We start from the raw sequence: 26058 nt of genomic DNA, 5'->3' as shown, positions 1-26058 counted from the left end.
TGGCGTGACCCTGTTGCGCATGCGGACTTTGGGATATGAAACGGCCCATGTCTTCTTTTCCCCCGCTTCCCCGACACTCGCTTGTGGAACAGGCCATTGCCGTCATGCGTGAACGCGTGACGCAGGGGGAATGGGCGCTGGGGGAACGTATCCCCAAGGAAACGGAACTGGCGCAACTGCTGCAGGTCGGGCGCAACACCGTGCGTGAGGCCGTGCGCGTCCTGTCGCATGCCGGCATGCTGGAGGTGCGGCAGGGGGACGGGACCTATGTCCGTTCCTGCACGGACCCTGCCGATGTCATCCATCGCATCAGCCGCTCCGGCCTGCGGGATCATTTCGAACTGCGCGTCGTGCTGGAGGCGGAGGCCGCCCGCCTTGCCGCCCTGCGCCGGACGGAACGTGACCTGAAGCATCTGGAAAAGCTGTTGCAGGCGCGTGGGGAAAAGGCGCCCGGCATGGACATGGAGGCCTTCGTCGCCCGTGACACGGCCTTTCACCTGGCCATCGCGCAGGCATCGCACAATACGGCGTTGAGCGAACTCTACCGCTATTTCGTATCGGAAGTGCGGCGCGGCACCCATACGGCCGTGGCGGAACCGACCCTGCCGGAGCCCGATCTTGCGGCACACCGGCGTATCCTCGATGCGATCCGCAGGCAGGATGCGCCCGGCGCGGAACAGGCCGCCCGCGCGGCCGTGGAAGGGCTGATTACCGCGATGTCGTGATGGTGCGATAATCCTGAAACATTTTCCGGTGCAGGATCTTTTCCAAAGGAGCTTCACCAGAAATTTCTGTTTTCAGGTCATGGGTTATCGGGCCTGGCAGGCAGCAGCATGTCGCGCACGCGCGCGACAACCCCGTCCCATGCGCCGGGCCGGTCCTGCCGCACGATGCGCAGGCCGGGATACCACTGGCTGTCGCTGCGCCCGGACTGCCACCGCCAGCAGTTGTCATACCGGTCCATCATGATGACAGGCCGGCCCAATGCCCCGGCAAGATGCACGATCGAGGTATCGACCGACACGACGAGATCGAGGTTCATGATGATCGCGGCGGTATCGTCCATGTCGCGCACGTCATCCATGGGATCATACAGTTGCATGCCTTCGGGAATGTCGATCATCTGCCGCGCATGCTGTCCGCGCTGGAGGTTGATGAGGTACAGGCCCGGAACCGTCGCAAGCGGGGCGAGTTGCGCAAGGTTCATCGAACGCTTGCGGTCGATGGCCTGCGCCTGCGCGACGCCCGGCCTGCTGGCCCCGCCCCAGACCAGTCCGACGCGCAGGCCGGGGCGGGGCGGCATGTAGTCCTCCCACACCAGGACCTTGTGCGGGTCGGCATGGAGGTAAGGGATGGGCGCGCCGATGATATCGGATGTCTGCCCCAGCACGCGCGGCAGGCTGCCGAAGGGGCAGTGCCAGTCATGGGCGGGAACCGGGCGCAGCGGGTCGATCACGCGTTCCACCCCGTAAATCCGTGCCGCAAGGGGCAGGATCTCACGCGGGACCTGAAGCGTCACGCGCGCGCCGCGCCGCACCAGCGCCGGGACGAAGCGCAGGTACATCAGCATGTCGCCCAGTCCCGCTTCCGACAGGATCAGGATGCGCTGCCCGCTCAGGTCGCTGTCCTGCCGCAGGGTGGGTAGCAGGCGTTCGGCCGGGTATTTCAGGCGGCCGGGTATGCGCAGGCGCCATTCATATTCGGGCCACCCCTGCGCATGCCGTCCCGCCTTCAGCAGGGTCATTGCGTGGTTGAGGTGGATGTGCGGGTCGTCAGGACGCAGTTCGAGTGCCCGCGCATGATGGTGCAGGGCCTCGTCCATCCTGTTGTCGACTGTCAGGATATGCGCAAGGTTCGCATGCGTCATCGCACTTTGCGGGTGGTACGACAGCAGGTGGCGCAGCAGCGCCTGCGCCTTTTGTGCCTCGCCGGTCTCGTTCTGGGTCACCGCCAGCAGGTTTCCCGTCCGCAGGGCGGAGGGATGGCGCCTGCATCCTTCGATCAGGACCTCTATGGCCTCATCCGTGCGGCCATGCAGCAGCAGGAATTCCCCCAACTGGTCATACAGGCGGATATCATCAGGGGTCTGGCGCAGGGTGGCGCGCAGGGTGACCTCGATTTCCTCAAGCCGTGAATGACGCAGCAGCAGCGTCATCATGTCCTGCGCGGGGTGTCGCGCCGTGGGGTTGTCATGCGCCAGCCGGCACAGCATCCGCGCCGCGCGCGTGCTGCGCCCGCTGCCCGCAAGGGCATGGGCAAGGATCACATCGGCGCGGCGGTCATCACACAGGGGTTCGATCAGGACGCGGGCCTGCGCGAACTGCCCGCCCTCAAGGCAGCGCATGGCCTTGCGCAACCGCTCGGTGCGGGCGGCGTCGTGTTCGTCCGTGCCCATCGGTTTCGTGCCAGACATGTGTGTGCTGCCCTGCCAGTTGCCCGATGCGTAGGCGATCAGGCCGCGGTGCCGGACGGCGTTGCGGCGGGGGGAAGCAGTTTCCCCGGGTTGAGGATGTTCTGCGGGTCGAGGGCATGCTTGATCGCGCGCATGACCTGCAGAGTATTTTCCCCGTGCTCGGCCGCCATGAATTCCAGCTTGCCGGTGCCGATCCCGTGCTCCCCGCTGCACGATCCGTCCAGCGCCAGTGCCCGGCGGACGATCTTGCGGTCGAGTTCCATGGCGCGCTCATACCCGCCGGGTTCGGGGGGGACCATGATGATGGTATGGAAATTGCCGTCGCCCACATGCCCGACAATCGGGGCCGCAAGGCCTGAGGCCTCGATATCCGCCTTGACGCCCGTAATCAGTTCCGTCAGGGCGGAAATCGGCACGATGGCGTCGGTCGCGATGCCGTTATGGCCGGGATAGGCCGCAAGCGCCGCCCAGTAGGCGCTGTGCCGTGCCTTCCACAGGCGGGTGCGTTCCTCCTGGCTTGTGCTCCAGACGAAGCCGAGGCCGTTATTGTCGGCAGCGATGGCCTCCACCATCTCGACCTGTTCGCGCACGGCCTCCGGCGATCCCTGGAATTCGAAGAACAGGGTGGTGATGGGGCGGTAGTCTTCCAGTTTGGAATAGGTGATGCAGGCCTGCATCTGCGCATCGTCAAGCAGTTCGATGCGCCCGATCGGCACGCCCACCTGGATGGTGGAGACGGCGGTGCGCACCGCATCGCCAAGGTTTTCGAACTGGCATGTCGCGGCGGCGATGGTTTCGGGGATGCCATGCAGGCGCAGCTGCACTTCGGTGATGATGCCCAGCGTCCCTTCCGACCCGATGAACAGGCCCGTCAGGTCATAGCCGGTGGAGGATTTGCGCACCCGTCCGCCGGTATCGACAATGCGCCCGTCCGCCATGACAACACGCAGTCCCAGCACGTTTTCGCGCATGGTGCCATAACGGACCGCCGCCGTGCCCGACGCGCGCGTGGCGCACATGCCGCCGAACGTAGCCTCCCCCCCCGGATCGACGGGAAAGAACATGCCCATGTCACGCAGGTGCGCATTGAGCGACTGCCGCGTCACGCCGGCTTCCACGCGGCAGTCGAGGTCATCGGCGTTGACGCCAAGCACGCGGGTCATGCGCGACAGGTCGAGGCTGATGGCATCCTTGCCGGGGGTGACGTGCCCTTCGACCGAGGTGCCGCCGCCGAACGCAACCACGGCCACCTGATGTTCATGGCAGGTGCGCAGCGCCAGCGCCACGTCCGCCGTGCTTTCGGCAAAGACCACAAGTGCCGGCAGGCTGGCATGTTTCCAGCCTTCGCCGTGGCTGTGCTGTTCACGGATCGATTCGTTGGTCGTCACCCGCTCGCCCAGGTGCTGGTGCAGGATACGGGCGACATCCGCGATCGCGGGGGGAAGGGCAGAGAACATGAACGGCGGTCCCATCAGGCAGTAATCCTTCCCTTCGGGTTATCCGCATATCCGCCCCGCCGCAAGGTCAGCGCGGCGGCGATGTCTCGCGCGCGGTCCCGTCCACGGTGATGCCGAAATGCTGTTCAAGCAGGGCGATGTTGCGCAGGTCCGCCTTGTAGACGGTATCGACCATGTCGCCGAGGACAGGGATGAAATCCGCCAGGAGTTCCACCGCCATATTCCCGATCATCCTGAGGAGGATCCGGCCCGGCACGTTCATCCTGTGGGCTTCCCAGATGATGTAGAGCGAGGGGAGCGCCATGACCAGCGTGCCCGCGACCGGCAGGAGGCCGATCAGGGTATCAAGCCCCCAGCGAAAGCGTGTGCCGGGTATGACGAAGGCCGCATCCAGCAGTGTCGCCAACCGGCGCAGTCGCGCGACGCGACGCCTGATTTCCGTGGCGTCAAGGGACGGGCGGTCCGTAAACGAAGATGAAGCGGTATGTGCCATGCCCGATCATATGGTGTGGGGACAGGAACAGCACAATACCGTAATCGTGCAGGCCATCAGGATGATGCCCTGTGGGAACAGGGACATGGGCAGTGATGACAGTTCCTCGCGAAGCTTTTTCCCAAAAGCTTCAAAAAGACGGTGCCCGGAAACTCACATCGCTATCAAAATGCTGTTTTAAAAAGATATTTTACCGATCGGTATGCCCAAGGTCGCGTCCGGGCGCGATGACGTCACGTACCCGCTGCTTGAGTTCCTTTGGCCCGGGGAATCCGCCATCGCGCTTGCGTTCCCAGACCAGTTGGGGGCCGACAAGGATTTCAAACCGTCCCCCGCTGCCCGGCACAAGGCTGACCGCGCCAAGCTCCTCGCCAAAGGTGGACAGCAGTTCCTGCGCCATCCACCCGGCACGCAGCAGCCAGTTGCAGCGTGTGCAGTAATGGATGGTGATGGTCGGTTTTTCATCCATGGCGGATACTTCGTCCCCGTGCGTTGCGCCTGTCACCTAATATGGATCAGGGACAGGCCGTGGAAAAGGGGACGCGGGGGTCAGACCGCATGCACGTGGGGCTCCCGCTGCCAGAAGCGCAGGGCGGCGCATGCCTTTACAAAGGCCGCCGCATCCCCGACCCCGCCAAGGCGGATGACGCCATCGTCCCGCGCGCCGGCCGTGACGCCTGCGGCATCAAGCAGCGCTTCGGCATCGGCCCCGTATCCGATGAACTTGGCATGGGCAAAGGCGTCGGCGATGAAGTCGCGCATCGTGGCCTCGCCCAGCAGCAGCCGGGTTCCCTGCGCCGAAGGAAGCAGCACCACGGCATCATACAGGACCGACGGGCCGCCATTGATCTTCTGCATCACGGGCAGGACCTTGCCCCGGTCATTGCAGATATTGCCGATGCGCGGGCCGACCAGTTCCGTCTCCGCGCCGATATCGTGCGCGGCTTCGAGCACGGCGCCCAGCAGGTCGGCATCCGTCCCCTCGGTCACCACGATGCCCAGCTTGCGGCCGTGGAAACTGTCGGGACCGTTTTTGAGGATGCTCAGCGCGTCGGAGGCGGGCAGGTCGGTGCGGACCGGCACGAAGGGCCTGGCCGCAGGTGGCAGCGGGGAGATGCCAAGCCCTTCCGCCACGCCATGGGCCAGCGTTTCATCCACATTGCGCAGGTGCGTCAGCATGCGCACGCGGATGGCCGGGGTTTCGACCTTGCTCAGTTCAAAGACGAACGCGTCCTTCATGTGGGTCTGCTCGACCGGGGTCTGGCTGATGTAGAACTGGCGCGCCTGACTGTAATGGTCCCCAAACGAGGCGGAACGCTCGCGCACCTTCTCCCCCGACTGTTCCTGCGGGAAAGAGCGGTAGCCGGTGGCGGGGTTTTCACGCGCCCCCCCCTGCGGCTGAGGCCACGAGTTGGGTTCGTAATTCGCCCGTCCCTTCGGGTTGTGCATCGCCATGTGCCCGTCCTGCTGGAAATTATGGAACGGGCATTTGGGGGCGTTGATGGGGATATGCGTGAAATTGGGGCCGCCCAGGCGCTTGGTCTGGGTGTCGAGGTAGGAAAAGTTGCGCCCCTGCAGCAGCGGATCGTTGGTAAAGTCGATGCCCGGCACGATGTTCTGCGTGCAGAAGGCGACCTGTTCCGTCTCGGCAAAGAAATTGTCCACGACCCGGTTGAGCACCAGTCGCCCGACGCGGCGGACGGGGACGAGTTCCTCCGGGATCAGCTTGGTGGGGTCGAGGATGTCGAAATCGAAACTGTCCGCGAATTCGTCATCGAACAGTTGCACGCCCAGGTCCCATTCGGGATAGTCGCCCGCATTGATCGCGTTCCACAGGTCACGGCGATGGAAATCGGGGTCCGCGCCGTTGATCTTCAGCGCCTCGTTCCAGACGACCGACTGCAGCCCCTGACGCGGTTTCCAGTGGAATTTGACGTAGGTCGAACGCCCCTGCGCATCGATCAGGCGGAAGGTATGCACGCCAAACCCCTCCATGAAGCGGAAGGAGCGCGGAATGGCCCGGTCCGACATGGCCCAGCAGACCATGTGCGTGGCCTCGGGCGAGAGGGAGACGAAATCCCAGAAATTGTCATGCGCCGTCTGCGCCTGCGGAAAGCCGCGGTCTGGCTCTTCCTTGGCCGCGTGGACGAAATCGGGGAACTTGATCGCGTCCTGGATGAAGAAGACCGGGATGTTGTTGCCAACGATGTCCCAGTTGCCCTGCCGGGTATACAGCTTCACCGCAAAGCCGCGCACGTCGCGCACCACGTCGGAAGAGCCACGCCCGCCCGCCACGGTGGAAAAGCGCACGAAGGCCGGGGTCTTTTCGCCGACATGCCGGAAGATGTCGGCATGGCACACATCGGCAAGGGAATCGGTCAGCTCGAAATAGCCATGCGCGCCATAGCCACGGGCATGCACCACGCGTTCGGGGATGCGTTCATGGTCGAAATGGAAGATCTTCTCCCGGAAATGGAAATCCTCCATCAGGGCCGGGCCGCGCGCGCCATTGCGCAGGGTGTTCTGGTCGTCGGAAACCGGCACGCCCTGCTGCGTGGTCATGGTGGGAATGCCTGCGTCATCCGCGCCCTGGTGTGTTTCTCCCCCCTGGCCTGCGATGGTATGCGATGGCTGTGGGCTGGCACTGGCGTTCATGGCCACTTCTCCTTTATACCGACGCGCCCGTGATGGCAGGTCCGGGGTAAAATATTCGGTAACATAACGGGATGTCCGCCTGATGGTTCCGGTGCGGGCACCGTGTGGGCGCGGGGCGGGGTGAAGGTGCGATGCGACGGAAGCTGAAATGGGGCCTTGCGATGGCCCGGGCATGTGCGGTGCTGTGTGGCGTGGCGATGCTCTCCGCCGGCCATATGGGCGCCCGTGCCGCCACGCCACAGGATGTCGTGTTCGAGCAGTTGACGTGGACGGAAATCCGCGACGCCCTTGCCCAGGGCTGGACCAGCGTCATCATTCCCGTAGGCGGGACGGAGCAGAGCGGCCCGTTCATCGCTGTGGGCAAGCACAATGTCCGCGCCACACTCCTGTCGCAGCGTATCGCGCGGGAGGTTGGCCACATGCTGGTCGCGCCCACCATCGCTTACGTGCCTGAAGGCGGGACGTCGCCACGCACGTCGCACATGCGCTTTGCCGGAACACTCAGCATCCCGCCAGCAGTCTTTCGTGAACTGGTCACGGGGGCGGCCGAAAGCCTGCGCGTGCAGGGGTTCCGGCGCATTATCCTGCTGGGGGACCATGGGGGATACCAGAAGGACCTGAAGGCCGTGGCGCTGGCGCTGAACCACAAATGGGCGGGGACGGGCGCGCATGTGGTCTATCTGGGGGCGTATTACGACGTCGTTGCCGGAAGCTATGCCGATTTCCTGCGCAGGCGCGGGCTGGGGGCGGATGTGGGCATGCATGCGGATATCAGCGACACCTCGCTGATGCTGGCGATACAGCCGGACATGGTGCGCGAAAATGCCCTGCGCCATGCGGCCCTGCCGGGACCGTCGCAGGGGGTGTATGGCGGCGACCCGCGTCCCGCCACCGCGGCACTGGGACAGGTGGGGGCCGACATGCAGGTCGCGGCGGCGGTCCGGGCGCTCCAGGCCGACCGGAATGGTCCGATTTCTCCGTGATTGCCAGATTTCTGCCGCGTGCTATAGGGGCGCCAGGAGATTGGATCGCATGAGCGTAAAAAAACTGTTTCTGATGTCGGGGCTGTGCGTGGCGGCCCTGGGATGTGTGGGATTGTCCGGGGCACGGGCACAGCAGGTGCAGACCATTCCCGGCATGCCGCCGGTCGTGGACCCGAAGAACATCTACACTGAAACGACGCCCGCCCATATTGCGCCGGAAGTGGCGCAGGACCCGGCGCGGATCTATGTCCCCAACCTTCGGTCGAACAATGTCTATGTCATTGACCCGCAGACCTACAGGGTCGTCAACCGCTTTCCGGTCGGCAAAAGCCCGCAGCACGTCGTGCCGTCATGGGACCTGCGTACGCTGTGGGTCACCAACAATGCCGAAGGCACGACCAATGGCAGCCTGACGCCCATCGATCCGCGCACCACACTGCCCGGGCCGGAGGTTGCGGTCGATGACCCGTACAACATGTATTTCACGCCCGATGGCAAGTCGGCGATTACCGTGGCCGAAGCGCGCAAGCGCCTCGATTTCCGTGACCCGCATACGATGCAGTTGCAGGTGTCGGTGGACGTGCCGCAGTGCAAGGGCGTCAACCATGCGGATTTCTCGATCGACGGGCGCTATGCCATCTTCACGTGTGAATTCGGCGGCTATCTGGCAAAGGTGGATACCGTCAACCATGCGGTGCTCGGATACCTCAAGCTTTCGGGCGGGGGCATGCCGCAGGATATCCTGACGGCGCCGAACGGCCACACCTTCTATGTCGCGGACATGCATGCCGATGGCGTGTTCATCATTGATGGCGACAGTTTCCGCGAAACCGGCTTCATCCCCACAGGGGTTGGCACGCATGGCCTGTATCCCAGCAGGGACGGCACGATGATGTACGTGGCCAACCGTGGGTCACACAAGATCCATGGAACCCCGCATGGCAAGGCCGGTGGCGTATCGGTCGTAAGCTTTGCAACCGAAAAGGTGGTCAGCCAGTGGCCCATCCCCGGTGGCGGCAGCCCCGACATGGGCAATGTCAGCGCGGACGGCAAGACGCTGTGGCTGTCGGGGCGGTTTGACGACGTGGTCTATGCCTTTGACACCACGAGTGGGGCGGTGCGCAAGATTCCGGTCGGGCTGGAACCGCATGGCCTGACGGTCTGGCCGCAGCCGGGTCGCTACTCGATCGGGCATACCGGGATCCTGCGGTAAATCATTGACGGAGCAACCGTTCGGCCTGTCCCGGCATCCGTGATGATATGCGCGGCGGTTTACGGGCAGGCTGTGTGAAACCGTCTGTTATGTGATGCAAGGTTTTGGGCCTGCCTGCGTATAGTGCCGTGGCAATGGGACAGGAGTACGCGACATGCCCGATCCGGACCTGATTCATTTCAGCCCCGCCGTTCCTGTGGAACTGCGCGACAGGGTGCTGTCGGCCCCGCATTTCGTGCGCTGGCGCGATGGACTGGTGGCGCGGTTCGATGTCCGTCGCATTGATGTGCATGACGTTGTCATGTTCGGTACGCGGGTAGGGTTCATCTTTGCCGTGGCGGACGCCAGCAGCGACGGCAGGCCTGTTCCTGGTGCTGCGATGCTGCGCGGGGATTCGGTGTCCGTCCTGCTGGTGCTGCAATGCCCGGACGAGGCACCGCGTACGGTGCTGACGCGCGAGGCACGCATTCCCATCGCACGGCCCGACCTTCTGGCATTGCCTGCGGGCATGCTCGACGGTGGGGAATTCGTCAGCACGGCGCTGCGCGAGCTGTCGGAGGAAGTGGGCGCGGACCTGAAGGTCACACAGGCGGATCTGGTGCTGCTTGATACCGTGTGGCTTTCACCCGGCGGCACGGATGAGGCCATCGCCCTGTATTATGCCGAAATCCCGGTGTCGGCCGAGGTCGTGCATGCGCTGGACGGGCGGCATACCGGTCTGGCGAGCGAGCATGAGAACATACACCTGCATGTCCTTCCCCTTGCGGACCTGCCGGCGATTGGCCGGACCGATGCGAAGACGCTGCTGTCCTACCACCTGTACATGGCGCGCGGGGACAGGAAGGATAAAGCCCCGGCGTGATTTTGTCCTTGACACATAAGCGTGAGTGACATCATAAAGCCGGGAAGCAGATTTGCCTTGGCAACCTGCTTCTTGGACGTTTCCTCCCTAAACTCAAGCGGTGCAATTGCACCGCTTTTTTTTGTTCGGGCTTATATATTTTTTTTATAATTGTCCAAGATCGCCTATGGTGAAAACGCTAGGCTAACTTCAGGGACATGATCATGAGTGGTATTTTCGACGACGTAATGGGCAAGCTGACCGACCTTGCGGCCAGTTCGGGGCTGGCGGAGCAGGTGCATACCTATCTGGCGCAGCTGCTGACCCCCGCCACGATTTCCTCGCTGCTGGATCAGGCAGAGAAAGCCGGCCTGACGGACAAGGTGAAGTCATGGATCGGGTCGGGCGAAAACCTGCCGATCTCCACTGATGAACTGCGCTCGCTGCTCAGCAGCCAGCAGGTGCAGGCGATGGTCGACCATACCGGCCTGCCCGCCGCCACGATCCTGCCGGTGCTGGCGCACCTGCTTCCGGTTGCCGTCAATGCGCAGACCCCGCAGGGTGAAGCCCCGGCCAAGGCCTGATTTTGCGTCCTGTCAGGTCCGGGCCGCCATATGGTGGGCCAGACCGGCCAGTTCCGCCATGACGCGGGACAGGGCCTGCTGCACGCTGGAAAAACCGTCATGGCGTTCCAGCGTGCCTTCGTCCATATACAGATGGCGGCTGATTTCCATCTGCAGGGCATGAACCCCCCTGCGTGGCCTGCCGTAATGTCGCGTCACGTAGCCCCCGGCAAAGGGCATGTTGCGCGCCACGCGATATCCGTGGGCCGTCAGGATCCTTTCGACCGTGGCGGTGACTTCGGGCGCGCATGACGTGCCCCATGCGTTTCCCAGAATGAAATCGGCACTGTCGCGCGGTCCCTGTCGTGGCATCGAATGCCCATCCAGCAGGATGCACATGCCGTGTCGCGCCACGCCGGTTTCGATCAGGGTGAGGAGTGCGGCGTGGTAAGGGTACCAGCAGCCACGGATGCGGCGTTCCGCTTCCGCGAAATCAAGGGGGCGGCAGTAGATCGGTCCGCCATTTCCCACCAGGCGGGCGATGGTGCCGAACCCGGCCTTTACCTTCCTGCTGGTGGTATTGCACCAGTCAGGCAGCGCATCGCGAAACATGCTGGGGTCCAGTTCCCATGCCTCCCGGTTGGCGTCGCAATAGGCGCGTGGGAAATTGGCATGAAGCAGCGGTGCGCCCCATGAGGGGGCGGAGTGCAGCAGTTCCTCCACAAAGCAGTCCTCGCTACGGCGCAGGGCCACCGGCGACAGGCGGGACAGGCTGAGAAAATGCGCGCTATAGTCGCGCCCGGAATGTGGTGATGCCACCACCAGCGGTGCAGGCGAGGCGGTAGGGGGCAGGATCTCGAACGGGGGCAGCTCAGCTAGTGGCATGGGAACACACACAAAACGTGACGTCTGGCCGATGGGACGGGGGAAAATCGCATGCCGGGCATAGGCGCAGGCGGCGGGGGACTGGTCAATCTGATTTTTTCTGAAAAAAGGGGGTTGCACGAAACCCCGGCGGCAGTTAGAAGCCTTCTCACCGAAGCAAATGGGCGCATAGCTCAGCGGTAGAGCACTACCTTGACATGGTAGGGGTCACAGGTTCAATCCCTGTTGCGCCCACCATTTGCTTCGGTCAGAATCCCCGGAAAACTGCCATATATCGCGTGTTTCCGGGTTTGTTCTCCCTCCCCGAAAAATCTGCCAGAATTCATCCCGACGTGTGAAAAATTTCCCTGATACGTGGAAAATCCGTGGAGCATTTCAGGGGTCTGATCGTGGGATTTCCGGGCCGTGATGTGATCGCGCTATCGGATCTCCCGCGACGGGACTGGTACGTTGCATAGCGCGACGCCATGCGCCGCATGGACAAAGAACGGATCCGTCCGTGCAGCGCGTGCCGTGAGATAGGCGTGGAATGCGGGGCTTTCGGTGCGCATCGTCTGGATGTTCGGGCGGTCCGCCGGCGGCAGGTCAGCGGCGAGCGTTACGCTTTTGATCGGCACATCCTGCCGTGGATCGGTATGGAAGCCTAATGCTCCCGTCCCGCGTGGGAGCGCACCGATCTGTTCCATCCCCACAAGGACCCGTCCCACAACCGCAAGATTGCGGTCGAGTTGTCGAGGGGCCTCTCCGTTGACGACATAGAGTTCCTGTCCGTCCCCCGTATCCGGCGGCATGTCGCGCGCCACGCCCACGGTTCCGTAACACTGTGCAGGCCAGACCCGCACGCCGTCGCTTCCTGCGGCCCATCCGGCCGAAAATCCGGCCTGTGGCGCATAGGAATCAGGATAGCCAAGTGGGCGAAACCCGATGCCCGCGACAGGACGGTCATATTCGGCGGGAGGGGTCTTTACCAAACCTTCGGGTGGCGTCTTTTCGTCCCGCACGCGCCATTGCACGACATAATTATCCTGCACGCGGATGATGGCGCCACCTTCCCACGCGTGGGTCCGTGCAAGACGCACGATATTTGCCACATGGACGGGAGCGAAGTCGCGGGCGAGTTCGATCACGATACGCCTGCCATCCGCCAGAGTCATCAGCATGAGCCGTTCCGGGGCAACCGTTTGCCATGCGCTGTCCGGTGCATGTGCGACGATGTCCGCAGGGGTCGGCGCTGCCGCATGCGCGGTCACGCCAGGAAGCAGGAAAGCAAGGAAGGCATGATACAGACGCATGGAAAGCAGGATGCCCGCTTTTCATGCGTGTGAACAGGCCATCCCGCAAGGCGCATGGATGATGTCCCCGTTTTCCAACGTGCTCCTGCACCGTCAGTGTCACCGTCGCTGGTGGCAGAGGCATGGCCCTGCATCTGCATCAGCCGAAATGAAGTCGGCGGATAGCTTTTCCAGCGTGTCCGATATTGCCTGTCACAAGAGGAAAAGCCTCAATATCCCACGCGTGCAGGGACGGTCCAGGGACCTTGGTACGTGTATGAAGCGCGTGGGGGTATATCTCGGTGTCTATGTATTTGTAGGCCTACGGCAAGGGGCATTGTCGTGGCGGCGTTAAACGCTTCTGGAAGATATGTCAGTCATTTTATCCCCGCGCATGCGGGGAACACGAGAAGGCGTCCATTTCCGTGATGGTAAACGACGGTTCATCCCCGCGCATGCGGGGAACACCCGAGTTTTTCGAGGCGGCAGGTCCTGCGATTCGGTTCATCCCCGCGCATGCGGGGAACACGAATCAGGCTTTCCGTCCTCGCTTTCGGCCGCCGGTTCATCCCCGCGCATGCGGGGAACACTACAATGGCCAGTGGGATATCGGCCCCTATTCCGGTTCATCCCCGCGCATGCGGGGAACACGCCGAATACGGCGTTTGTCGCGACTGCGATGGCGGTTCATCCCCGCGCATGCGGGGAACACACCACGTCCCGCTGCGGTTATTTCTGATCCGCCGGTTCATCCCCGCGCATGCGGGGAACACATCGGTATTCTTTGATGGTTCCATCAGCCAGCCGGTTCATCCCCGCGCATGCGGGGAACACGCGGTGGCGGGGCCGGTGATCGTGAAGCTGCCCGGTTCATCCCCGCGCATGCGGGGAACACGCTGCATCACGCAATTGCACGCGGTAAAGCGTCGGTTCATCCCCGCGCATGCGGGGAACACGAGCGCGACCGGCCGGAAGACGATTTCAGGCAGGGTTCATCCCCGCGCATGCGGGGAACACCTGGGCTACGTGACCCAGACCGTGTGCATTCCCGGTTCATCCCCGCGCATGCGGGGAACACACTCTGCAGGCGGAAAGCATCCGCGCGAAAGTCGGTTCATCCCCGCGCATGCGGGGAACACAAGCAGCCGCTACCGTCGCGATCTGCCAGCGTCGGTTCATCCCCGCGCATGCGGGGAACACGAGCAGGACTGACGCAATCCAATGCAGCCGACCGGTTCATCCCCGCGCATGCGGGGAACACATACCAAGTGTCTCACAAGGGTTCTCACCGCACGGTTCATCCCCGCGCATGCGGGGAACACTCTTCCCACAAGTTATTGATTTTAAACCACTATTCTGTTGTCAAAAAATCTACCGATCCCAACGCGTGTTTTTTACGCTTTTTCTGTATGCGATGGAAGGGGCATGACAGGCGTGAACTGTCCGGGTTTCCGGCCTTGCCTTATACCCGATACTCAGTCGCGCCGGGTTTGCCATTCGGTCCGTCATGTTGGTCGCAGCGACAATCCGGGGAATGGCAGCCGCATGAGTCTGATCATGCCCATATACGTCAGGGGCAACCAATATTCCCTGCATGTTCCAAGAAAATGAATATGTTCTTTGGAAGTATAATTGAAATAATGAATTTCAAACTGTAAATTTATATTTTTAAAATTGGCACAAGTTCTGTCCATGCCTGTCATCGGCCTATTATGGAATGTTTTCCTGATGAGGCATATATGCCCTGCATGCCTTGCCGGATACGGCGGAAGGACTTTATGATGAGGCCCTGTAAGTCGATGGTCCCGTGCGAACGGGTGAAAAGGGAATGCCGTGAAACTCTGGCAGGGGTGTGTTTCCCCCCGGGAGTCCAGTCGGCAACTGCCCCCGCAACTGTAGATGGCGAGCGTTACGGTCCCGGCTACCGGATGGGGTAGCAGCCACTGACCTTGGTTGGGAAGGCGGATGTAACGTGAAGACCCATAAGTCAGGAGACCTGCCATCGAGCCCAGACATGTCGCCGGGCGGGAGGCTCCGGAGGCGGATCAGGATGTGATGTATTTTCTTCTCTGAAACCCTGTCGTGGCAGTGTGCATGCCCGTTTCCTGTTCAGGAGATGGCTGCAACTGGAATTGTTGTTTATTTTTCGCCAGCATGTTCCTGACAGGTTCCTTTGATGATTTTTTCTGTTTCCCGGCGCATCCTGCGATGCCCGACCGGTGTGTTTCTTATCAATTCCGCATTGGCGGGAAGCCTTCTTACATATTCGAATGCCCGTGCGCAGGCACCCCAGACCCAGATTGCGCAGGATCGCGCCCGACTTGGCAATTCCACCCCGCTGATTGAACAGATCGATCCTGCCACCGTGCGGGATTCGCAACGGGCGCAGGCCGAGGAAAAGGCCGCAGAGGACGACAGGCTTGATACCAGTGGCAACCTGCTGGGGAACATGTGGGGCGCGCGGCCATGGCTGTACAGGCATGGCATCACCTTCGACATTCAGGATGTCGAGGAAGTCTGGGGGAATGGTACCGGGGGCACGCCCTCCAGCAATGACGGCGCGGACGGGTCCGGCACCGGCCCCGCCTATGACGCGGTGACCATGCCCACCCTGACCATCGACATGGAAAAGCTGTTCGGCCTGAAGGGCGGACTGTTCAATGTCAGCGCGTTGCAGACGCGCGGGCGCTCCATTTCGCAGGATCATCTGGCCGATTTCAATCCCGTCAGCGGGTTCGAGGCCGACCGTTCCACCCGCCTGTTCGAACTGTGGTACCAGCAGTCCTTCCTGAACGGGAAGCTCGATGTAAAGATTGGGCAGCAGGACCTCGATACCGAATTCCTCATCAGTGATTACGCAGCACTCTACCTGAACGCGAGTTTCGGCTGGCCGATGGCGCCGTCACTCAATCTGTATGCTGGCGGGCCATCCTGGCCGCTTGCCTCGCCCGCCGTCAGGGTCCGCTATCGCCCCAGCCAGGCATTCACCTTCATGTTTGCGGCGGCGGATGATAATCCGCCCGGGAACCGGGACAATTCCTTTGCCATCCAGAACGGCGGCAACGGGGCCGATCCAACCAGCCAGACCACGAATGACGGCAGCGGCACGCAGTTCAACATGGGCACCGGTGCGCTGCTGATTACCGAACTGCAATATGCGCTCAACCAGCAACCTGCCGACATGTCCAGCGCAGGGAAGGACCCGGGCCTGCCGGGTGTGTACAAGCTGGGCGGGTATTATGATACCGCCAACTTCCCCGATTACCGCTACAACAACATGGGGCAACCGCTGGGCGGACCGAACGACAGCACCGGCATTCCGCGCTGGGACCGCGGGAACTGGATGGTCTATGGAATCATTGACCAGATGATCTGGCGGCCCGCGCGCACATCCCCGCGCTCATTGGGAGTATTTGTCCGCGCCACGGGCAATGGTGGCGACCGCAACCTCATCAGTTTTGCCATGGATGCCGGCCTCAACATGAAGGCCCCGTTCCGCGGGCGCGACAATGATACGCTGGGGCTGGGCTGGGGGATTGGCCGCGTCAGTGCGGGGGAACGCCAGTTTGACCGCAACGTGGCACGGACCGGTGCCTACAGCCCGGTGCAGGGGAATGAAAACCACCTTGAACTGACCTATCAGGCGCAGGTCACGCCATGGCTGGTGATGCAGCCGGATTTCCAGTACATCTGGGCCCCCTCTGGCGGCGTGCCGGATTATGGCGTGTCCCATAATCGCCGGGTGGGGAACGAGGCCGTGTTTGGCCTGCACAGCAGCATTACATTCTAGCGTCAGGTTTCGCGCATGATGTGGGCGATCGTGAGATCGCCCCGTTCGCCTGTCGTCCAGAAACCGCGATGCAAACAGGGGGGATCTGGCGACTGCCTTTTTCAGGGCCGGGACCTTGGACCTTGTCCGGCTGTCAGGCCAGCGGGCAGGGGTCATAGGGCGGCTGCATGGCCCGCTGCCGCTTCATGGCCGCCAGCCTGCCCGCCATGCCGGGCCAGACCCACTTGAACATGGCGGAGGAGATGATCACCCCGATGCCGACGAAGGTCCAGTTGTCGGGCGGTTCATGGAACACATAGTAGCTGAACGCCACGGCCCACAGCATCTGGCTGTATTGCGGCACGGCGATCGTGCTGGCCTCGGCCCGTGTGGTGGCCAGCATCATGAGCAGTTGGCCAAGCGCGGCAAGGAAGCCATAGCCAAACAGGAACATCCAGACCGTGGCCCCGTGCGGCCAACTGGCATGTGCAAGCATGAGCAGTCCATTGCCCAGCAGCGGACCACAGAGGCTGGAACCGAACATGGACAGGCGGGGGGTATTCTGTCCCGACAGCCTGTAGGCGATGACGCCTGTCGCATTTGCCACGGCTGAAATCAGCGCGCACAGATGCCCGAACTGCAATGCACGCAGGCCGGGCCGCAGCACGATCAGGACACCAACGAACCCCACGATGACCGACAGCCACCCCAGTGTGGACACTTTCTCACGCAGCAGCACGACCGAAAGGACGGTCACGAACAGCGGCATGAGGAAAATGAGGGAAAAGGCCTCCGGCATGGGCAGCAGCATGAAGGCTTCGACACTTGCCGCCGTTGCGGCAAAGGTGGACACCGCCCGCACCAGCCACATCACGGGTTGGTCGATTACGAACAGGTCACGGCAGGATTCGTTTTTCCCACGCACGAACGGGATCAGCAGCAGGCCGAAGACGCCGCCGAAGAATGCCACTTCAAACGGGTCAATCCGCCCCGCGAGCAGCTTGGAATAGGCATCGCTGATCGAAAAAGAGGCGAACGCCGCGAATGCCAGCATCATGCCCGACAAAAGACCGGTATTCTTCATCCAGAGTGCTCACGAAAAAATTGTTCCGGCGAGATATGGATGCACAGGCGTAAAGACCAGCGCTTGTCAGTAAATCCAGTCATGCATTTCCTGCGCCGGATTTCATATGACAGGCCCCGGCTTTTCAGGTAGCAGACTTCGCCGAATTTTTCGGGCCATCGCCGGAATGCCGCACCCACCATGTGCGTGCCGCCCATGCCCCGGCAGCACAGACAAGGGCAAGTAATCATATCGGCCGTTTTGCCCCGCAGGTGGCATTTCATTGTAATGATAATTATTTTCACAATGGAATTGCCCGAAAAATCGTCCGGCGCGTCATTTGTTCAGGTTCGTGTCAGCTTTCCCTGTTATCATCGCGCGGTCATCGTGATGGTGACATGCTTCATATCTCTGCCGGGGAACCGCTACATATTATGCGAAGGATGTTTCTGGCCTGCATGTGCGCAGCCTGTGCCCTGTTCGTGGCCATGCGGGATGCGCGGGCGCAAGGGGGCAGCGAAGGCATATGCATGACGATCCAGCAGGGGATCCGGCTGCATGTGGACGGCATGTATGGCGGGTATCCCCATTCCGTGCTGCGCGATGCGGTGCTGCAGGGCGTGGCCTGCCCGTCCAGTGAGGCGGAACTGCGGGCGTTCGGCCAGATCGCCAGTCCGTCACCCCACCTGCGCATTACGGTCATGCGGCCGACAGGGCAGGGGCAGCAGGGATCGATTTCCGCGCGGCTGTTTTCGCGGGAGCATTTCGTCATCGGGGAGCGGATGTCCATGTCCCCGCTCGCACGTTCGCAGTCTCCCTTTTCGGTGACGTCGGATGTCAATCTCATGATGGCGCGCCTGTGGGACGACCTTGCGGCGCGGGCCGGCCATGGCAGTGCCGTCATCCCATGACGGGAACTGCGTGAACCGCCCGATGCTGCCGATCCTGCTTGCAACGATGCTCTGTGCCGTGGCGTGGGTTTCCCCCCTGCGTGCGCAGGCGCCGCCGTCCGCGCTGTCCTTTCATGAAGCGGTCGCGATGGCGTGGGCCATCGATCCCGTCCGCACCGAGCTGCAGGTTGGCCATCATTCCGCCCGCGCACGCGCCAGCGCGGCGGGATCGTGGTTCGCGGGCGGCCCGACCCTGTCGGGCGAATACATGGACGACCATATGCTGGGCAGTAACGAAGGCTATACCACCTACCAGGGCGGGGTGTCGGTGCCGCTGTGGCTGCCGGGGCAGGGCAGCGCCACGAAACAGGTCGCCAGCGCCGAAGCCGAGTCCATTGATGAACAGATCAATGTCGAACACATGGCGCTGTCGATCCGGGTGCTGGACGCCAGTGCGGCCGCGCGGATCGCCCGCACGCGCGTGGATGTCGCCCGTGAACTGTATGAGGCAACGGCCCGGATCGGCAGCAGTGTCGCGCATGCGGTGCATGGGGGCGAACTGGCCTCCGCCGATGGGCAGATGGCGCAGGCGGCGATGGAAAATGCCCGCAACGAACTGGCCATGGCGCAGGAGGAGGCCGGGAACGCCACGGCCGCGCTCGAGGTGCTGCTCGGCCGTCCGGGCATGCCCGACCTGTCACGTTATGGCGGCGATGATGTAACCCATGCCCGCTTCGTCACCCCGCGCGACATCGAGGAGAACGATCCGCGCATCCGGGTCGCGCACCGGAATGTCGAAGCCGCGGAGGCCAACATGAAGCTGGCGCGGCGTTCCTTCATGCCCAACCCGGAAATCGGCGTGGACGCCATTCATGAAAAGCAGTACGGCAGCCCGTGGGATGATCGTGTGGGCGTGAATTTCAGCATCCCCCTGCCCAGCGAGGTCCGTAACACGCCCATCATGTCCGAAGCCCGCAACCGCCTGGCCACGGCCACCAGTCAGGAAACGCAGGCGCGGCGCATGGTGCATCTGGAAATGATGCGCGTGCGTGAACGCCTGATCGCGGCCACCACGGCACGACAGGCTACCCGCAGTGCCGCAGAGAATATGGAAAAGCGGGCCCAGGCGCAGGAACGGGCCTGGCGTCTGGGGGAGGTCAGTCTGGACGCGGCGCTTTCCGCCCGGCAGGCGGCATGTACAAGCCGCCTGGCCAGTGCGCGGGCGGAGGTGGAGTGGCATGTCGCCAGCATCCGCACGCTGATCGCGACAGGCATCGTGCCATGACATGGGATGTCCGGCCTGTCGCCACGGTCATGTTCGTGTCGTGGCTGTCGCTCCTGCCGGCCCATGGCGCGGATGACGCGCTGCCCCCGGTCGTGAAGCTGGATGCGGCGGCCGTTGCGAATGAAGGTATTACGGTGGGCACGGCCACGCCCGGCACCATCGCGCCCACGCTGCCGGTCATCAGCAGGGTCATGGCGGATACGACGCGGGTGGTGCATATCCATCCCGCGGGCAGTGGCAAGGTGCTGGCGGTGCTGGTGCGGCCGGGCGCGCCGGTCCGTCGGGGGCAGGCGCTGCTGCGGTACCAGGACCATTCGCTGCATGTCGCGCGCCTGCAGGCGACGCAGATGCGCGCGGCGCTGGGTGCCGCCATCGCGGCCCGCAGTGACGCCGCCGCCGCGGTGCAGCGCGCCAGGGCGCTGGTGGGCGGGACCATTTCCGTGGCCGAACTGCGCCGCAGGCAGGATGCGCTGGCGCAGGCCGATGCCACCATGCGCGCACGCCAGGCGGATGTGGACACGTTGGGCCACCGTTTTGACGAGGAATTCAATTCATCCTCCGAACAGGGGGGGCGACAGGGGCAGGACGAGACCTCGACCCTGATTTCGCCGGTCGATGGCATCGTGCAGGCGATCGACACCTCCGTGGCGGGCGACCTGGCCCCGAGCATGGACGTGGCCACCGTCGCGGACCTGTCCTGTGTCTGGATCGTCTCCGACATCGCCCCCGACCAGGCGGCGCATGTACAGGCCGGGGGGGCGCAGGTGACACGGACGGCGCAGGGTCCGCTGGCGTCGCGCATCGATACCGTCGATGGCATGGCCAGTCCGCTGACGGGACTGGTCCGGGTCATCAGCAGCGTCGCCAACCCGCATGGCGTGCTGGTGCCCGGCATGGTGCTTGATGCGACGCTGGCCGAACGTGACGGCGTGGCGGGCATTGTCGTGCCGTCCGCGTCGATCCAGCAGATAGACGGCCACAGCGTCGTATTCGTCCGCAGCAGCGAAACCGACTACCGGCCCGTGATGGTCGATGTGGCGTTCGATGACGGGACGCGGGCGGTGCTGCGCGCGGGCCTGAAAGGGGGCGAGGCGGTCGTCGACCATGGCAGTTTCGCCCTGCGTTCGGTCATCGGCCTTGCCGGGATGGACGCGGACTGATGGCGCGGACCTACCTTGAGGCGCTGCTGCGTGCGCGCATGCTGGTGCTGGGCGGGCTTGGCCTTCTGCTGGCGGCGGGCCTCATGGCGGTGCTGGGCCTGCCGGTGGAGGCCGTGCCCGACATCTCGCCCAGGCAGGTGCTCGTCTCAGTCGTGGCGCCGGGCCTTGCGACGGAGGAGGTGGAGAAACTCATCACCTTTCCCGTGGAGGCCAGCATGACCGGCATCCCCGGCATGACCGACCTGCGCTCCGTCTCACGCGGCGGGGTCTCGGTCGTCTATGTGCAGTTTGGCGATGCGACCGACATCAACCTTGACCGCACCCGCGTGAACGAACGCATACAGCAGGCGCGCGCCAGCATCTCCGTGCCCGGCATCACCGTCAGCATGGGACCGCTGGCCACCGGCATGGGCGAGATCATGCAGTTCCAGATCCGGGGCGGGGGGCGTTCGCTCATGGACCTCAACCGGATCATGAACTGGACCGTCGTGCCGCAGATGCGCCTTGTGCCCGGCGTGGTGGATGTCAACGTCAATGGCGGGGCGGAGGAAACCTATGAGGTCACGCTGGACCAGGCGCGACTGATCGGGGCTGGCCTTTCGGTGGGCGAGGTCTATCGTGCGGTGGATGCGAACAATGCGGCGTCCGGCGGCGGGTGGATCACGCACCATGCCGAACAGCAGAGCGTGGTCGGGCGCGGGCTGGTGGGCAGCCTTGCGGATTTCGGCAATATCGCCGTGCGGACCAATCCCGATGGCTCGGTCGTGCGGCTGCGCGACCTCGGGCGCATCACCACGGGCGCGCGCACGCGGCTGGGGGCGGTGACGCGCGACGGGCGTGGCGAGGTCGTGATCGGCGTGGTGATGATGGAAAGCGGCGCGAGTTCCAATGCAACGCTTGCCGCCATCAACCGTGCGCTGCCCCACATCCGCCAGGCGTTGCCCGCCGGTGTGACGCTGGACCCCTATTACACCCGCGCGACCCTGACGGGGCAGACGATTGCCACCGTGCGCGACAACCTTGTCATGGGCGCGGTGCTGGTGGTTGGCGTGCTGGTGGTGGTGATCGGCCACTGGCAGGCGGCGCTGGTCATCGCCTCCGTCATTCCGGTTGCGCTGGTCTGTGCCATGGCGGGGATGCGGCAGTTCGAGATATCGGCCAACCTGCTCAGCCTTGGCGCGATCGATTTCGGCATGATCGTCGATGGCTCGCTGGTGGTGATCGAACATGTCCTGTCCCGGCGGGAGGAAGCGCCGGACATGCCCTTCATCCCGCTTGTGGTCTCCTCCGTGCGGCAGGTGATGCGCCCGGTGGGCTTCGCCATACTGGTCATCATCATGGTCTACCTGCCGGTGCTGACACTTCAGGGGATCGAGGGGCACATGTTCCGCCCCATGGCGCAGACGGTCATCATGGCGCTGCTGGCGTCGCTGGCGTACTGCTTCACCTGCATTCCCGTGCTGGCGGCCCTTGCGCTCAGGAATGTCCGGCCTGTGGGGGATACGCGGCTGGTTGCCCTGATGCGGCGTCCCTATGTCCGCATGGTGGCGTGGGGGGAGACGCACCCGCGCCTGCTGTTCGGCGGCACGCTGGCCGTGCTGGCCGTATCCGCGGGACTTGCCACGCGGCTGGGTGGGGAGTTCATTCCCCAGCTTGACGAAGGGGCGCTGGCGGTCACCACCACGCGGCTGCCTTCGGCCTCGCTCGAGACCGTGCTGGCGTCGGTCACGAAGCAGGAGCAGATCCTGCGCCGTTTCCCCGAGGTCCGCTCCGTGGTCAGCAATACCGGCACTTCCGCCATTCCCACGGACCCGATGGGCGTGAACGAGACCGACAGCTTCATCTTCCTCAATGATCCATCGACATGGAAGACCGCCCGCACGCAGGCGGGGCTTGTGGCCGCGATGGACGACACGCTGCGGCGCGAACTGCCCGACGCGCTGTATTCATGGAGCCAGCCGGTGCAGATGCGCATGGACGACCTGCTGTCGGGCGTGCGCACGCAGATCGCCGTCTCGATCTTTGGCGATGACCTTGCCAGGCTGGCCGAACTGGGCGACCGGGTGGTGGCGTCCATGTCGGGGGTGAAGGGCGCGGCGGATGTGGCGGCGGCGGGCGACGGCACCGTGCCGCTGATCGTGGCCGATATCGACCGCGCGCAGGCCGCAGGCCGTGACGTGGCGGTGCAGGACATCCTTGACGTGGTGGAGGCGATCGGCGGGCATATTGGCACCCGTCCGGTGATTGTTGACAATGCGATCATCAGCACGCAGGTCCGCCTTGACCCACGCTCGGTCGCGTCGGTCGCGGCCATTGGCGCGCTGCAGGTCCGGCGCATGGACGGGCGGGGGAGCGTCATGCTGTCGCAGGTCGCGCATGTGCATGAGGTCGATGGCCCGCCGCGCATCAGTCGCGATGGCGTGCGCCGGCGCATGGTGGTGCAGGCGAATGTGCGCGGGCGCGACCTTGCCTCGTTCGTGGCGGAGGCACAGGCCCGCGTGGCGCGTGATGTCAGGCTGCCGTCGGGTTATGCCATGCAGTGGGACGGGCAGTTCCGGAACCTGCAATCGGCCACCCGGCGGCTGGAAATCGTGCTGCCGATTGCCCTTGGGCTGATATTCGCGCTGCTGGTCGTGGCGTTTGGCGCGGTGCGGCCCGCGCTGCTGGTTTTCGTCAACCTGCCGGTGGCGGCCACGGGCGGGGTCATCGCGCTGACGCTGCGGGGCATGCCGTTCAGCATTTCGGCGGGGATCGGCTTCATCGCGCTGTTTGGCGTGGCCATCCTCAACGGGGTGGTGCTGGTCAGCGAGATCTCGGCCCTGCGGGCGCGGGGCATGGCGGTGGCGCAGGCCGCCTTTGCGGCGGCGGAGTCCCGGTTCCGCCCGGTCATGGCCACAGCGCTTGTCGCCAGCCTCGGCTTTTTTCCCATGGCATTTTCCCGGAGCGCGGGGGCGGAGGTCGAACGCCCGCTCGCCAGCGTGGTGATTGGCGGACTGGTGACATCCACGCTGCTGACCCTGCTGGTGCTGCCGTCGCTCTATGCCTGGGTGATGAAAGGGAAGGGGCAGGACTGATGCGTATTCTGGTGGTCGAGGATGAACACGACCTTGGCGCGGCGGTGCAGGAACGCGTGCGGCAGGACGGGCATGCGGTGGACTGGTTCACGACGCTGGAGGATGCGCGCGCCGCCATTGCCGCCGTCGATTATGACTTCATGCTCCTTGACCTTGGGCTGCCGGATGGGAACGGGCGCGCGCTGCTGCGTGAAATCCGGCAGCGATCCTCTGACATCGCCATTCTCATCACCACGGCGGAAGACCAGGTCAGCGACCGGATCGCCGGCCTGTCAGACGGCGCGGATGATTATATCGTCAAGCCATATGACCTCAATGAACTGGTCGCGCGCATCGCGGCCGTGGCGCGGCGCTATGCCGCCCCGCGCAGGCAGGCGTGCTACCGGATTGGCGGGACCGTGATCGACCGTGAAAACCGCTCTGTCTCGCGGGATGGGCAGAGGCTGGACCTGACCGCGCGCGAATGGGCGATCATGGAACTGCTGTCACGCAGTCCGGGCCGGATCTATTCCCGCCAGCAGATCGACACGGCGCTGTATGCACTGGACCGCGACGTGGACAGCAACACGGTCGAGGTGTTCATAAGCCGCCTGCGTAAGAAGGTGGGCACGACGGTCATCAGGACCGTGCGGGGCCGGGGATACAGCCTTGCCGATGGGGAGGCCGCATGAAGCGGTGGAGCCTTGCCGCGCGGATCGTCAGCAGCGTCCTGAGCGTTGTCATGCTGAGCCTGCTGACGCTCAGCCTCGCGGTGGCCGGTTTCACACGCTACGAAATAACGGAGCGGCTGGACAATTCCCTGCAGGAAGTCTCCGAACGCCTGCAGGCCACGATCGCAACTCAGCTTCATGGGCCACAGGCCGGGACCGTGGCGTGGGTGCCCGATGTCGGGCCACGGACGCTGGCGTACCAGGTGGTCGACCGGGCGGGGCATGTCGTGCTGCGGTCCCAGAATGCCCCCGCCCGGCCGTTCGTGCCAGACATACACACGGGATTTGCCGATACGCCCCTGTTCCGGGTCTATATCGCGGCCCCCACCGCAACGGCGTATCGTGTGCTGGTGGGCGAACCCACGCTGCACCGTCGCGGGGCCATGTTGCGGGCCACGGCAATCGCGGTCGTGCCGATACTGGTTTTCCTGCCCGTCATCTGGGTGCTGGTGCGCCTGATCGTGCGTCGCGCCCTGCGCCCGCTGGAACGGTTGCATGATGAAATGCAGGTGCGCGGCAGCGGCAACCTGCGGCCCATCGCCTCGCTCGACCTGCCGGTGGAACTGGTTCCCATACAGCATGCCGTCAACACCCTGCTGTCGCGACTGGAAACGGCGCTGTCGACCGAACGTGCCTTTGCGGCCAGTGCGGCGCATGAACTGCGCAACCCGCTGGGCGCCCTGCTGGCGCAGGTGCAGATGCTCGGCCGCATGGTGCCCGCGATGTCGGAGTCGGGAAAGCGGGTCGAGATCATCGCGGACCGGACCCGCCGACTGGCCCGGACGGTGGAAAAACTGCTGCAGTTCTCGCGCTCGTCTTCGGGCATCGCCTTCAGGCGCAACTGTTTCGACCTGCTGACCGTGCTGCATGTGCTGGTTGACGACCTGGGGCATACCCCGCGTGACGGGCGCAATATCGTCATGGCCACGAATGGCGTCAGCCACATCTTCGTGCATGGCGACATGGATGCGACCGGCATCATGCTGCGCAACCTGATCGAGAATGCGCTGCTGCACGGCAGCCATGGTACGGCGGTGCATGTCGGCATCATGCCCGATGGCAGCATCCACATCACCAATGACTGCCCGGCGCTGGCGCCTGACATGCTGTCGCGACTGACCAGTCCGTTCGTGCGTGGCGGCACCGGCGCACATGGAAGTGGCCTTGGGCTGGCCATCGCCAACAATATCGCCACGCAGATGGATGTTTCCCTGCGCCTGCATTCCCCCCTCGCGGGCACAGGCAGGGGGTTCGGGGTGTCCCTGACGTTCCCGGATGCCGAGGTCACATGCGCGCCACGGGGAAAATGACCATGCGTTCAGGCATGATGTCG

At 63.8% G+C, this 26058-nt stretch carries 20 protein-coding genes, 1 tRNA gene, 1 CRISPR repeat array and 1 riboswitch; of the genes, 13 read left to right on the top strand and 8 right to left on the bottom strand.

What is annotated here, in order from left to right; translation table 11 throughout:
* Positions 1-47: 47 nt before the first annotated feature.
* Positions 48-725: a FadR/GntR family transcriptional regulator gene (locus KMAL_RS02185; RefSeq protein ID WP_239019900.1), complete on the top strand. Its 678-nt coding sequence runs from the start codon at positions 48-50 to the stop codon at positions 723-725.
* A 77-nt stretch (positions 726-802) separates the two neighbouring features.
* On the opposite strand, the gene KMAL_RS02180 is transcribed toward KMAL_RS02185, so the two are convergent.
* The 5 genes from KMAL_RS02180 to KMAL_RS02160 form a co-directional block, all read right to left on the bottom strand.
* On the bottom strand, positions 803-2413 hold the full coding sequence (locus KMAL_RS02180; RefSeq protein ID WP_239019899.1) for a glycosyltransferase family 9 protein: 1611 nt from the start codon (positions 2411-2413) through the stop codon (positions 803-805).
* 38 nt (positions 2414-2451) lie between these two features.
* Entirely contained in the window at positions 2452-3870 is a 1419-nt protein-coding gene (locus KMAL_RS02175; protein ID WP_239019898.1) for an FAD-binding oxidoreductase, read from the bottom strand.
* Positions 3871-3937: 67 nt separating this feature from the next.
* Positions 3938-4363 (bottom strand): DUF4112 domain-containing protein, encoded by a 426-nt coding sequence (locus KMAL_RS02170; protein ID WP_110094128.1) that lies wholly within the window; start codon positions 4361-4363, stop codon positions 3938-3940.
* A gap of 190 nt (positions 4364-4553) precedes the next feature.
* On the bottom strand, positions 4554-4832 hold the full coding sequence (locus tag KMAL_RS02165) for a SelT/SelW/SelH family protein (protein WP_110094127.1): 279 nt from the start codon (positions 4830-4832) through the stop codon (positions 4554-4556).
* Positions 4833-4912: 80 nt separating this feature from the next.
* Complete coding sequence (locus tag KMAL_RS02160) at positions 4913-7018, bottom strand: catalase (protein ID WP_110094126.1); 2106 nt, start codon at positions 7016-7018, stop codon at positions 4913-4915.
* Between the two features lie 131 nt (positions 7019-7149).
* On the opposite strand from KMAL_RS02160, the gene KMAL_RS02155 reads away from it, so the two are divergent.
* From KMAL_RS02155 to KMAL_RS02140, 4 genes are all read left to right on the top strand, one after another.
* The gene (locus tag KMAL_RS02155; RefSeq protein ID WP_408887877.1) at positions 7150-8001 is read left to right on the top strand and encodes a creatininase family protein; all 852 of its coding nucleotides are present in this window, start codon (positions 7150-7152) and stop codon (positions 7999-8001) included.
* A 73-nt stretch (positions 8002-8074) separates the two neighbouring features.
* The gene (locus tag KMAL_RS02150) at positions 8075-9214 is read left to right on the top strand and encodes a YVTN family beta-propeller repeat protein (RefSeq protein ID WP_110094174.1); all 1140 of its coding nucleotides are present in this window, start codon (positions 8075-8077) and stop codon (positions 9212-9214) included.
* Positions 9215-9368: 154 nt separating this feature from the next.
* Positions 9369-10076 carry an NUDIX domain-containing protein gene (locus KMAL_RS02145; protein WP_110094125.1) on the top strand — a complete coding sequence of 236 codons (708 nt, stop codon included), beginning with the start codon at positions 9369-9371 and terminating at the stop codon, positions 10074-10076.
* Positions 10077-10279: 203 nt separating this feature from the next.
* Positions 10280-10639: a YidB family protein gene (locus tag KMAL_RS02140; RefSeq protein ID WP_110094124.1), complete on the top strand. Its 360-nt coding sequence runs from the start codon at positions 10280-10282 to the stop codon at positions 10637-10639.
* Positions 10640-10651: 12 nt separating this feature from the next.
* Here KMAL_RS02140 and KMAL_RS02135 read toward each other — a convergent pair whose 3' ends face one another.
* Positions 10652-11503, bottom strand: coding sequence for an N-formylglutamate amidohydrolase (locus KMAL_RS02135; protein ID WP_110094123.1), 852 nt, complete (start codon positions 11501-11503; stop codon positions 10652-10654).
* A gap of 162 nt (positions 11504-11665) precedes the next feature.
* Here KMAL_RS02135 and KMAL_RS02130 point away from each other — a divergent pair.
* A tRNA-Val gene (locus tag KMAL_RS02130) sits at positions 11666-11740 on the top strand.
* A 182-nt stretch (positions 11741-11922) separates the two neighbouring features.
* On the opposite strand, the gene KMAL_RS02125 is transcribed toward KMAL_RS02130, so the two are convergent.
* A complete protein-coding gene (locus tag KMAL_RS02125; RefSeq protein ID WP_239019897.1) occupies positions 11923-12663 on the bottom strand; it encodes a peptidylprolyl isomerase in 741 nt (246 codons plus the stop codon).
* Positions 12664-13152: 489 nt separating this feature from the next.
* Positions 13153-14096: a CRISPR direct-repeat array (repeat unit 29 nt; unit sequence CGGTTCATCCCCGCGCATGCGGGGAACAC).
* A 461-nt stretch (positions 14097-14557) separates the two neighbouring features.
* Positions 14558-14792, top strand: a riboswitch (cobalamin riboswitch).
* A gap of 158 nt (positions 14793-14950) precedes the next feature.
* Between KMAL_RS02125 and KMAL_RS02120 the strand changes: the two genes are divergently transcribed.
* Entirely contained in the window at positions 14951-16564 is a 1614-nt protein-coding gene (locus KMAL_RS02120; protein WP_110094121.1) for a carbohydrate porin, read from the top strand.
* Positions 16565-16697: 133 nt separating this feature from the next.
* Here the strand turns inward: KMAL_RS02120 and KMAL_RS02115 are convergent, their stop codons facing one another.
* A complete protein-coding gene (locus KMAL_RS02115; protein ID WP_110094120.1) occupies positions 16698-17627 on the bottom strand; it encodes a DMT family transporter in 930 nt (309 codons plus the stop codon).
* 437 nt (positions 17628-18064) lie between these two features.
* Here KMAL_RS02115 and KMAL_RS02110 point away from each other — a divergent pair, with 437 nt between their 5' ends.
* The 6 genes from KMAL_RS02110 to KMAL_RS02085 are packed head-to-tail and all read left to right on the top strand — an operon-like array spanning position 18065 to position 26035.
* Positions 18065-18517 (top strand): hypothetical protein, encoded by a 453-nt coding sequence (locus KMAL_RS02110; RefSeq protein WP_239019896.1) that lies wholly within the window; start codon positions 18065-18067, stop codon positions 18515-18517.
* 22 nt (positions 18518-18539) lie between these two features.
* Positions 18540-19781: a TolC family protein gene (locus KMAL_RS02105; RefSeq protein WP_110094172.1), complete on the top strand. Its 1242-nt coding sequence runs from the start codon at positions 18540-18542 to the stop codon at positions 19779-19781.
* Between the two features lie 29 nt (positions 19782-19810).
* Positions 19811-20941, top strand: coding sequence for an efflux RND transporter periplasmic adaptor subunit (locus KMAL_RS02100; protein WP_239019906.1), 1131 nt, complete (start codon positions 19811-19813; stop codon positions 20939-20941).
* Entirely contained in the window at positions 20941-24015 is a 3075-nt protein-coding gene (locus KMAL_RS02095; protein WP_110094118.1) for an efflux RND transporter permease subunit, read from the top strand. Before KMAL_RS02100 ends, KMAL_RS02095 begins: the two co-directional genes overlap by 1 nt.
* A complete protein-coding gene (locus KMAL_RS02090) occupies positions 24015-24686 on the top strand; it encodes a response regulator transcription factor (RefSeq protein ID WP_110094117.1) in 672 nt (223 codons plus the stop codon). Before KMAL_RS02095 ends, KMAL_RS02090 begins: the two co-directional genes overlap by 1 nt.
* Positions 24683-26035 carry a sensor histidine kinase gene (locus KMAL_RS02085; protein ID WP_110094116.1) on the top strand — a complete coding sequence of 451 codons (1353 nt, stop codon included), beginning with the start codon at positions 24683-24685 and terminating at the stop codon, positions 26033-26035. Before KMAL_RS02090 ends, KMAL_RS02085 begins: the two co-directional genes overlap by 4 nt.
* Positions 26036-26058: the final 23 nt, after the last annotated feature.

Source organism: Novacetimonas maltaceti (assembly GCF_002906255.1).
Lineage (GTDB): Bacteria > Pseudomonadota > Alphaproteobacteria > Acetobacterales > Acetobacteraceae > Novacetimonas > Novacetimonas maltaceti.
Note: the sequence above shows the minus strand (reverse complement) of the source record. Positions and strands in the feature narration are given on the sequence as shown.

Coding starts and splice junctions, on each gene's coding strand:
- KMAL_RS02105 (WP_110094172.1), top strand. CDS start 18,540: ATGCTGCCGATCCTGCTTGCAACGATGCTCTGTGCCGTGGCGTGGGTT.
- KMAL_RS02120 (WP_110094121.1), top strand. CDS start 14,951: ATGATTTTTTCTGTTTCCCGGCGCATCCTGCGATGCCCGACCGGTGTG.
- KMAL_RS02095 (WP_110094118.1), top strand. CDS start 20,941: ATGGCGCGGACCTACCTTGAGGCGCTGCTGCGTGCGCGCATGCTGGTG.
- KMAL_RS02170 (WP_110094128.1), bottom strand. CDS start 4,363: ATGGCACATACCGCTTCATCTTCGTTTACGGACCGCCCGTCCCTTGAC.
- KMAL_RS02125 (WP_239019897.1), bottom strand. CDS start 12,663: ATGCTGATGACTCTGGCGGATGGCAGGCGTATCGTGATCGAACTCGCC.
- KMAL_RS02110 (WP_239019896.1), top strand. CDS start 18,065: ATGTGCGCAGCCTGTGCCCTGTTCGTGGCCATGCGGGATGCGCGGGCG.
- KMAL_RS02185 (WP_239019900.1), top strand. CDS start 48: ATGTCTTCTTTTCCCCCGCTTCCCCGACACTCGCTTGTGGAACAGGCC.
- KMAL_RS02150 (WP_110094174.1), top strand. CDS start 8,075: ATGTCGGGGCTGTGCGTGGCGGCCCTGGGATGTGTGGGATTGTCCGGG.
- KMAL_RS02140 (WP_110094124.1), top strand. CDS start 10,280: ATGAGTGGTATTTTCGACGACGTAATGGGCAAGCTGACCGACCTTGCG.
- KMAL_RS02090 (WP_110094117.1), top strand. CDS start 24,015: ATGCGTATTCTGGTGGTCGAGGATGAACACGACCTTGGCGCGGCGGTG.
- KMAL_RS02180 (WP_239019899.1), bottom strand. CDS start 2,413: ATGTCTGGCACGAAACCGATGGGCACGGACGAACACGACGCCGCCCGC.
- KMAL_RS02115 (WP_110094120.1), bottom strand. CDS start 17,627: ATGAAGAATACCGGTCTTTTGTCGGGCATGATGCTGGCATTCGCGGCG.
- KMAL_RS02155 (WP_408887877.1), top strand. CDS start 7,150: ATGCGACGGAAGCTGAAATGGGGCCTTGCGATGGCCCGGGCATGTGCG.
- KMAL_RS02160 (WP_110094126.1), bottom strand. CDS start 7,018: ATGAACGCCAGTGCCAGCCCACAGCCATCGCATACCATCGCAGGCCAG.
- KMAL_RS02175 (WP_239019898.1), bottom strand. CDS start 3,870: ATGTTCTCTGCCCTTCCCCCCGCGATCGCGGATGTCGCCCGTATCCTG.
- KMAL_RS02135 (WP_110094123.1), bottom strand. CDS start 11,503: ATGCCACTAGCTGAGCTGCCCCCGTTCGAGATCCTGCCCCCTACCGCC.
- KMAL_RS02085 (WP_110094116.1), top strand. CDS start 24,683: ATGAAGCGGTGGAGCCTTGCCGCGCGGATCGTCAGCAGCGTCCTGAGC.
- KMAL_RS02165 (WP_110094127.1), bottom strand. CDS start 4,832: ATGGATGAAAAACCGACCATCACCATCCATTACTGCACACGCTGCAAC.
- KMAL_RS02100 (WP_239019906.1), top strand. CDS start 19,811: ATGTTCGTGTCGTGGCTGTCGCTCCTGCCGGCCCATGGCGCGGATGAC.
- KMAL_RS02145 (WP_110094125.1), top strand. CDS start 9,369: ATGCCCGATCCGGACCTGATTCATTTCAGCCCCGCCGTTCCTGTGGAA.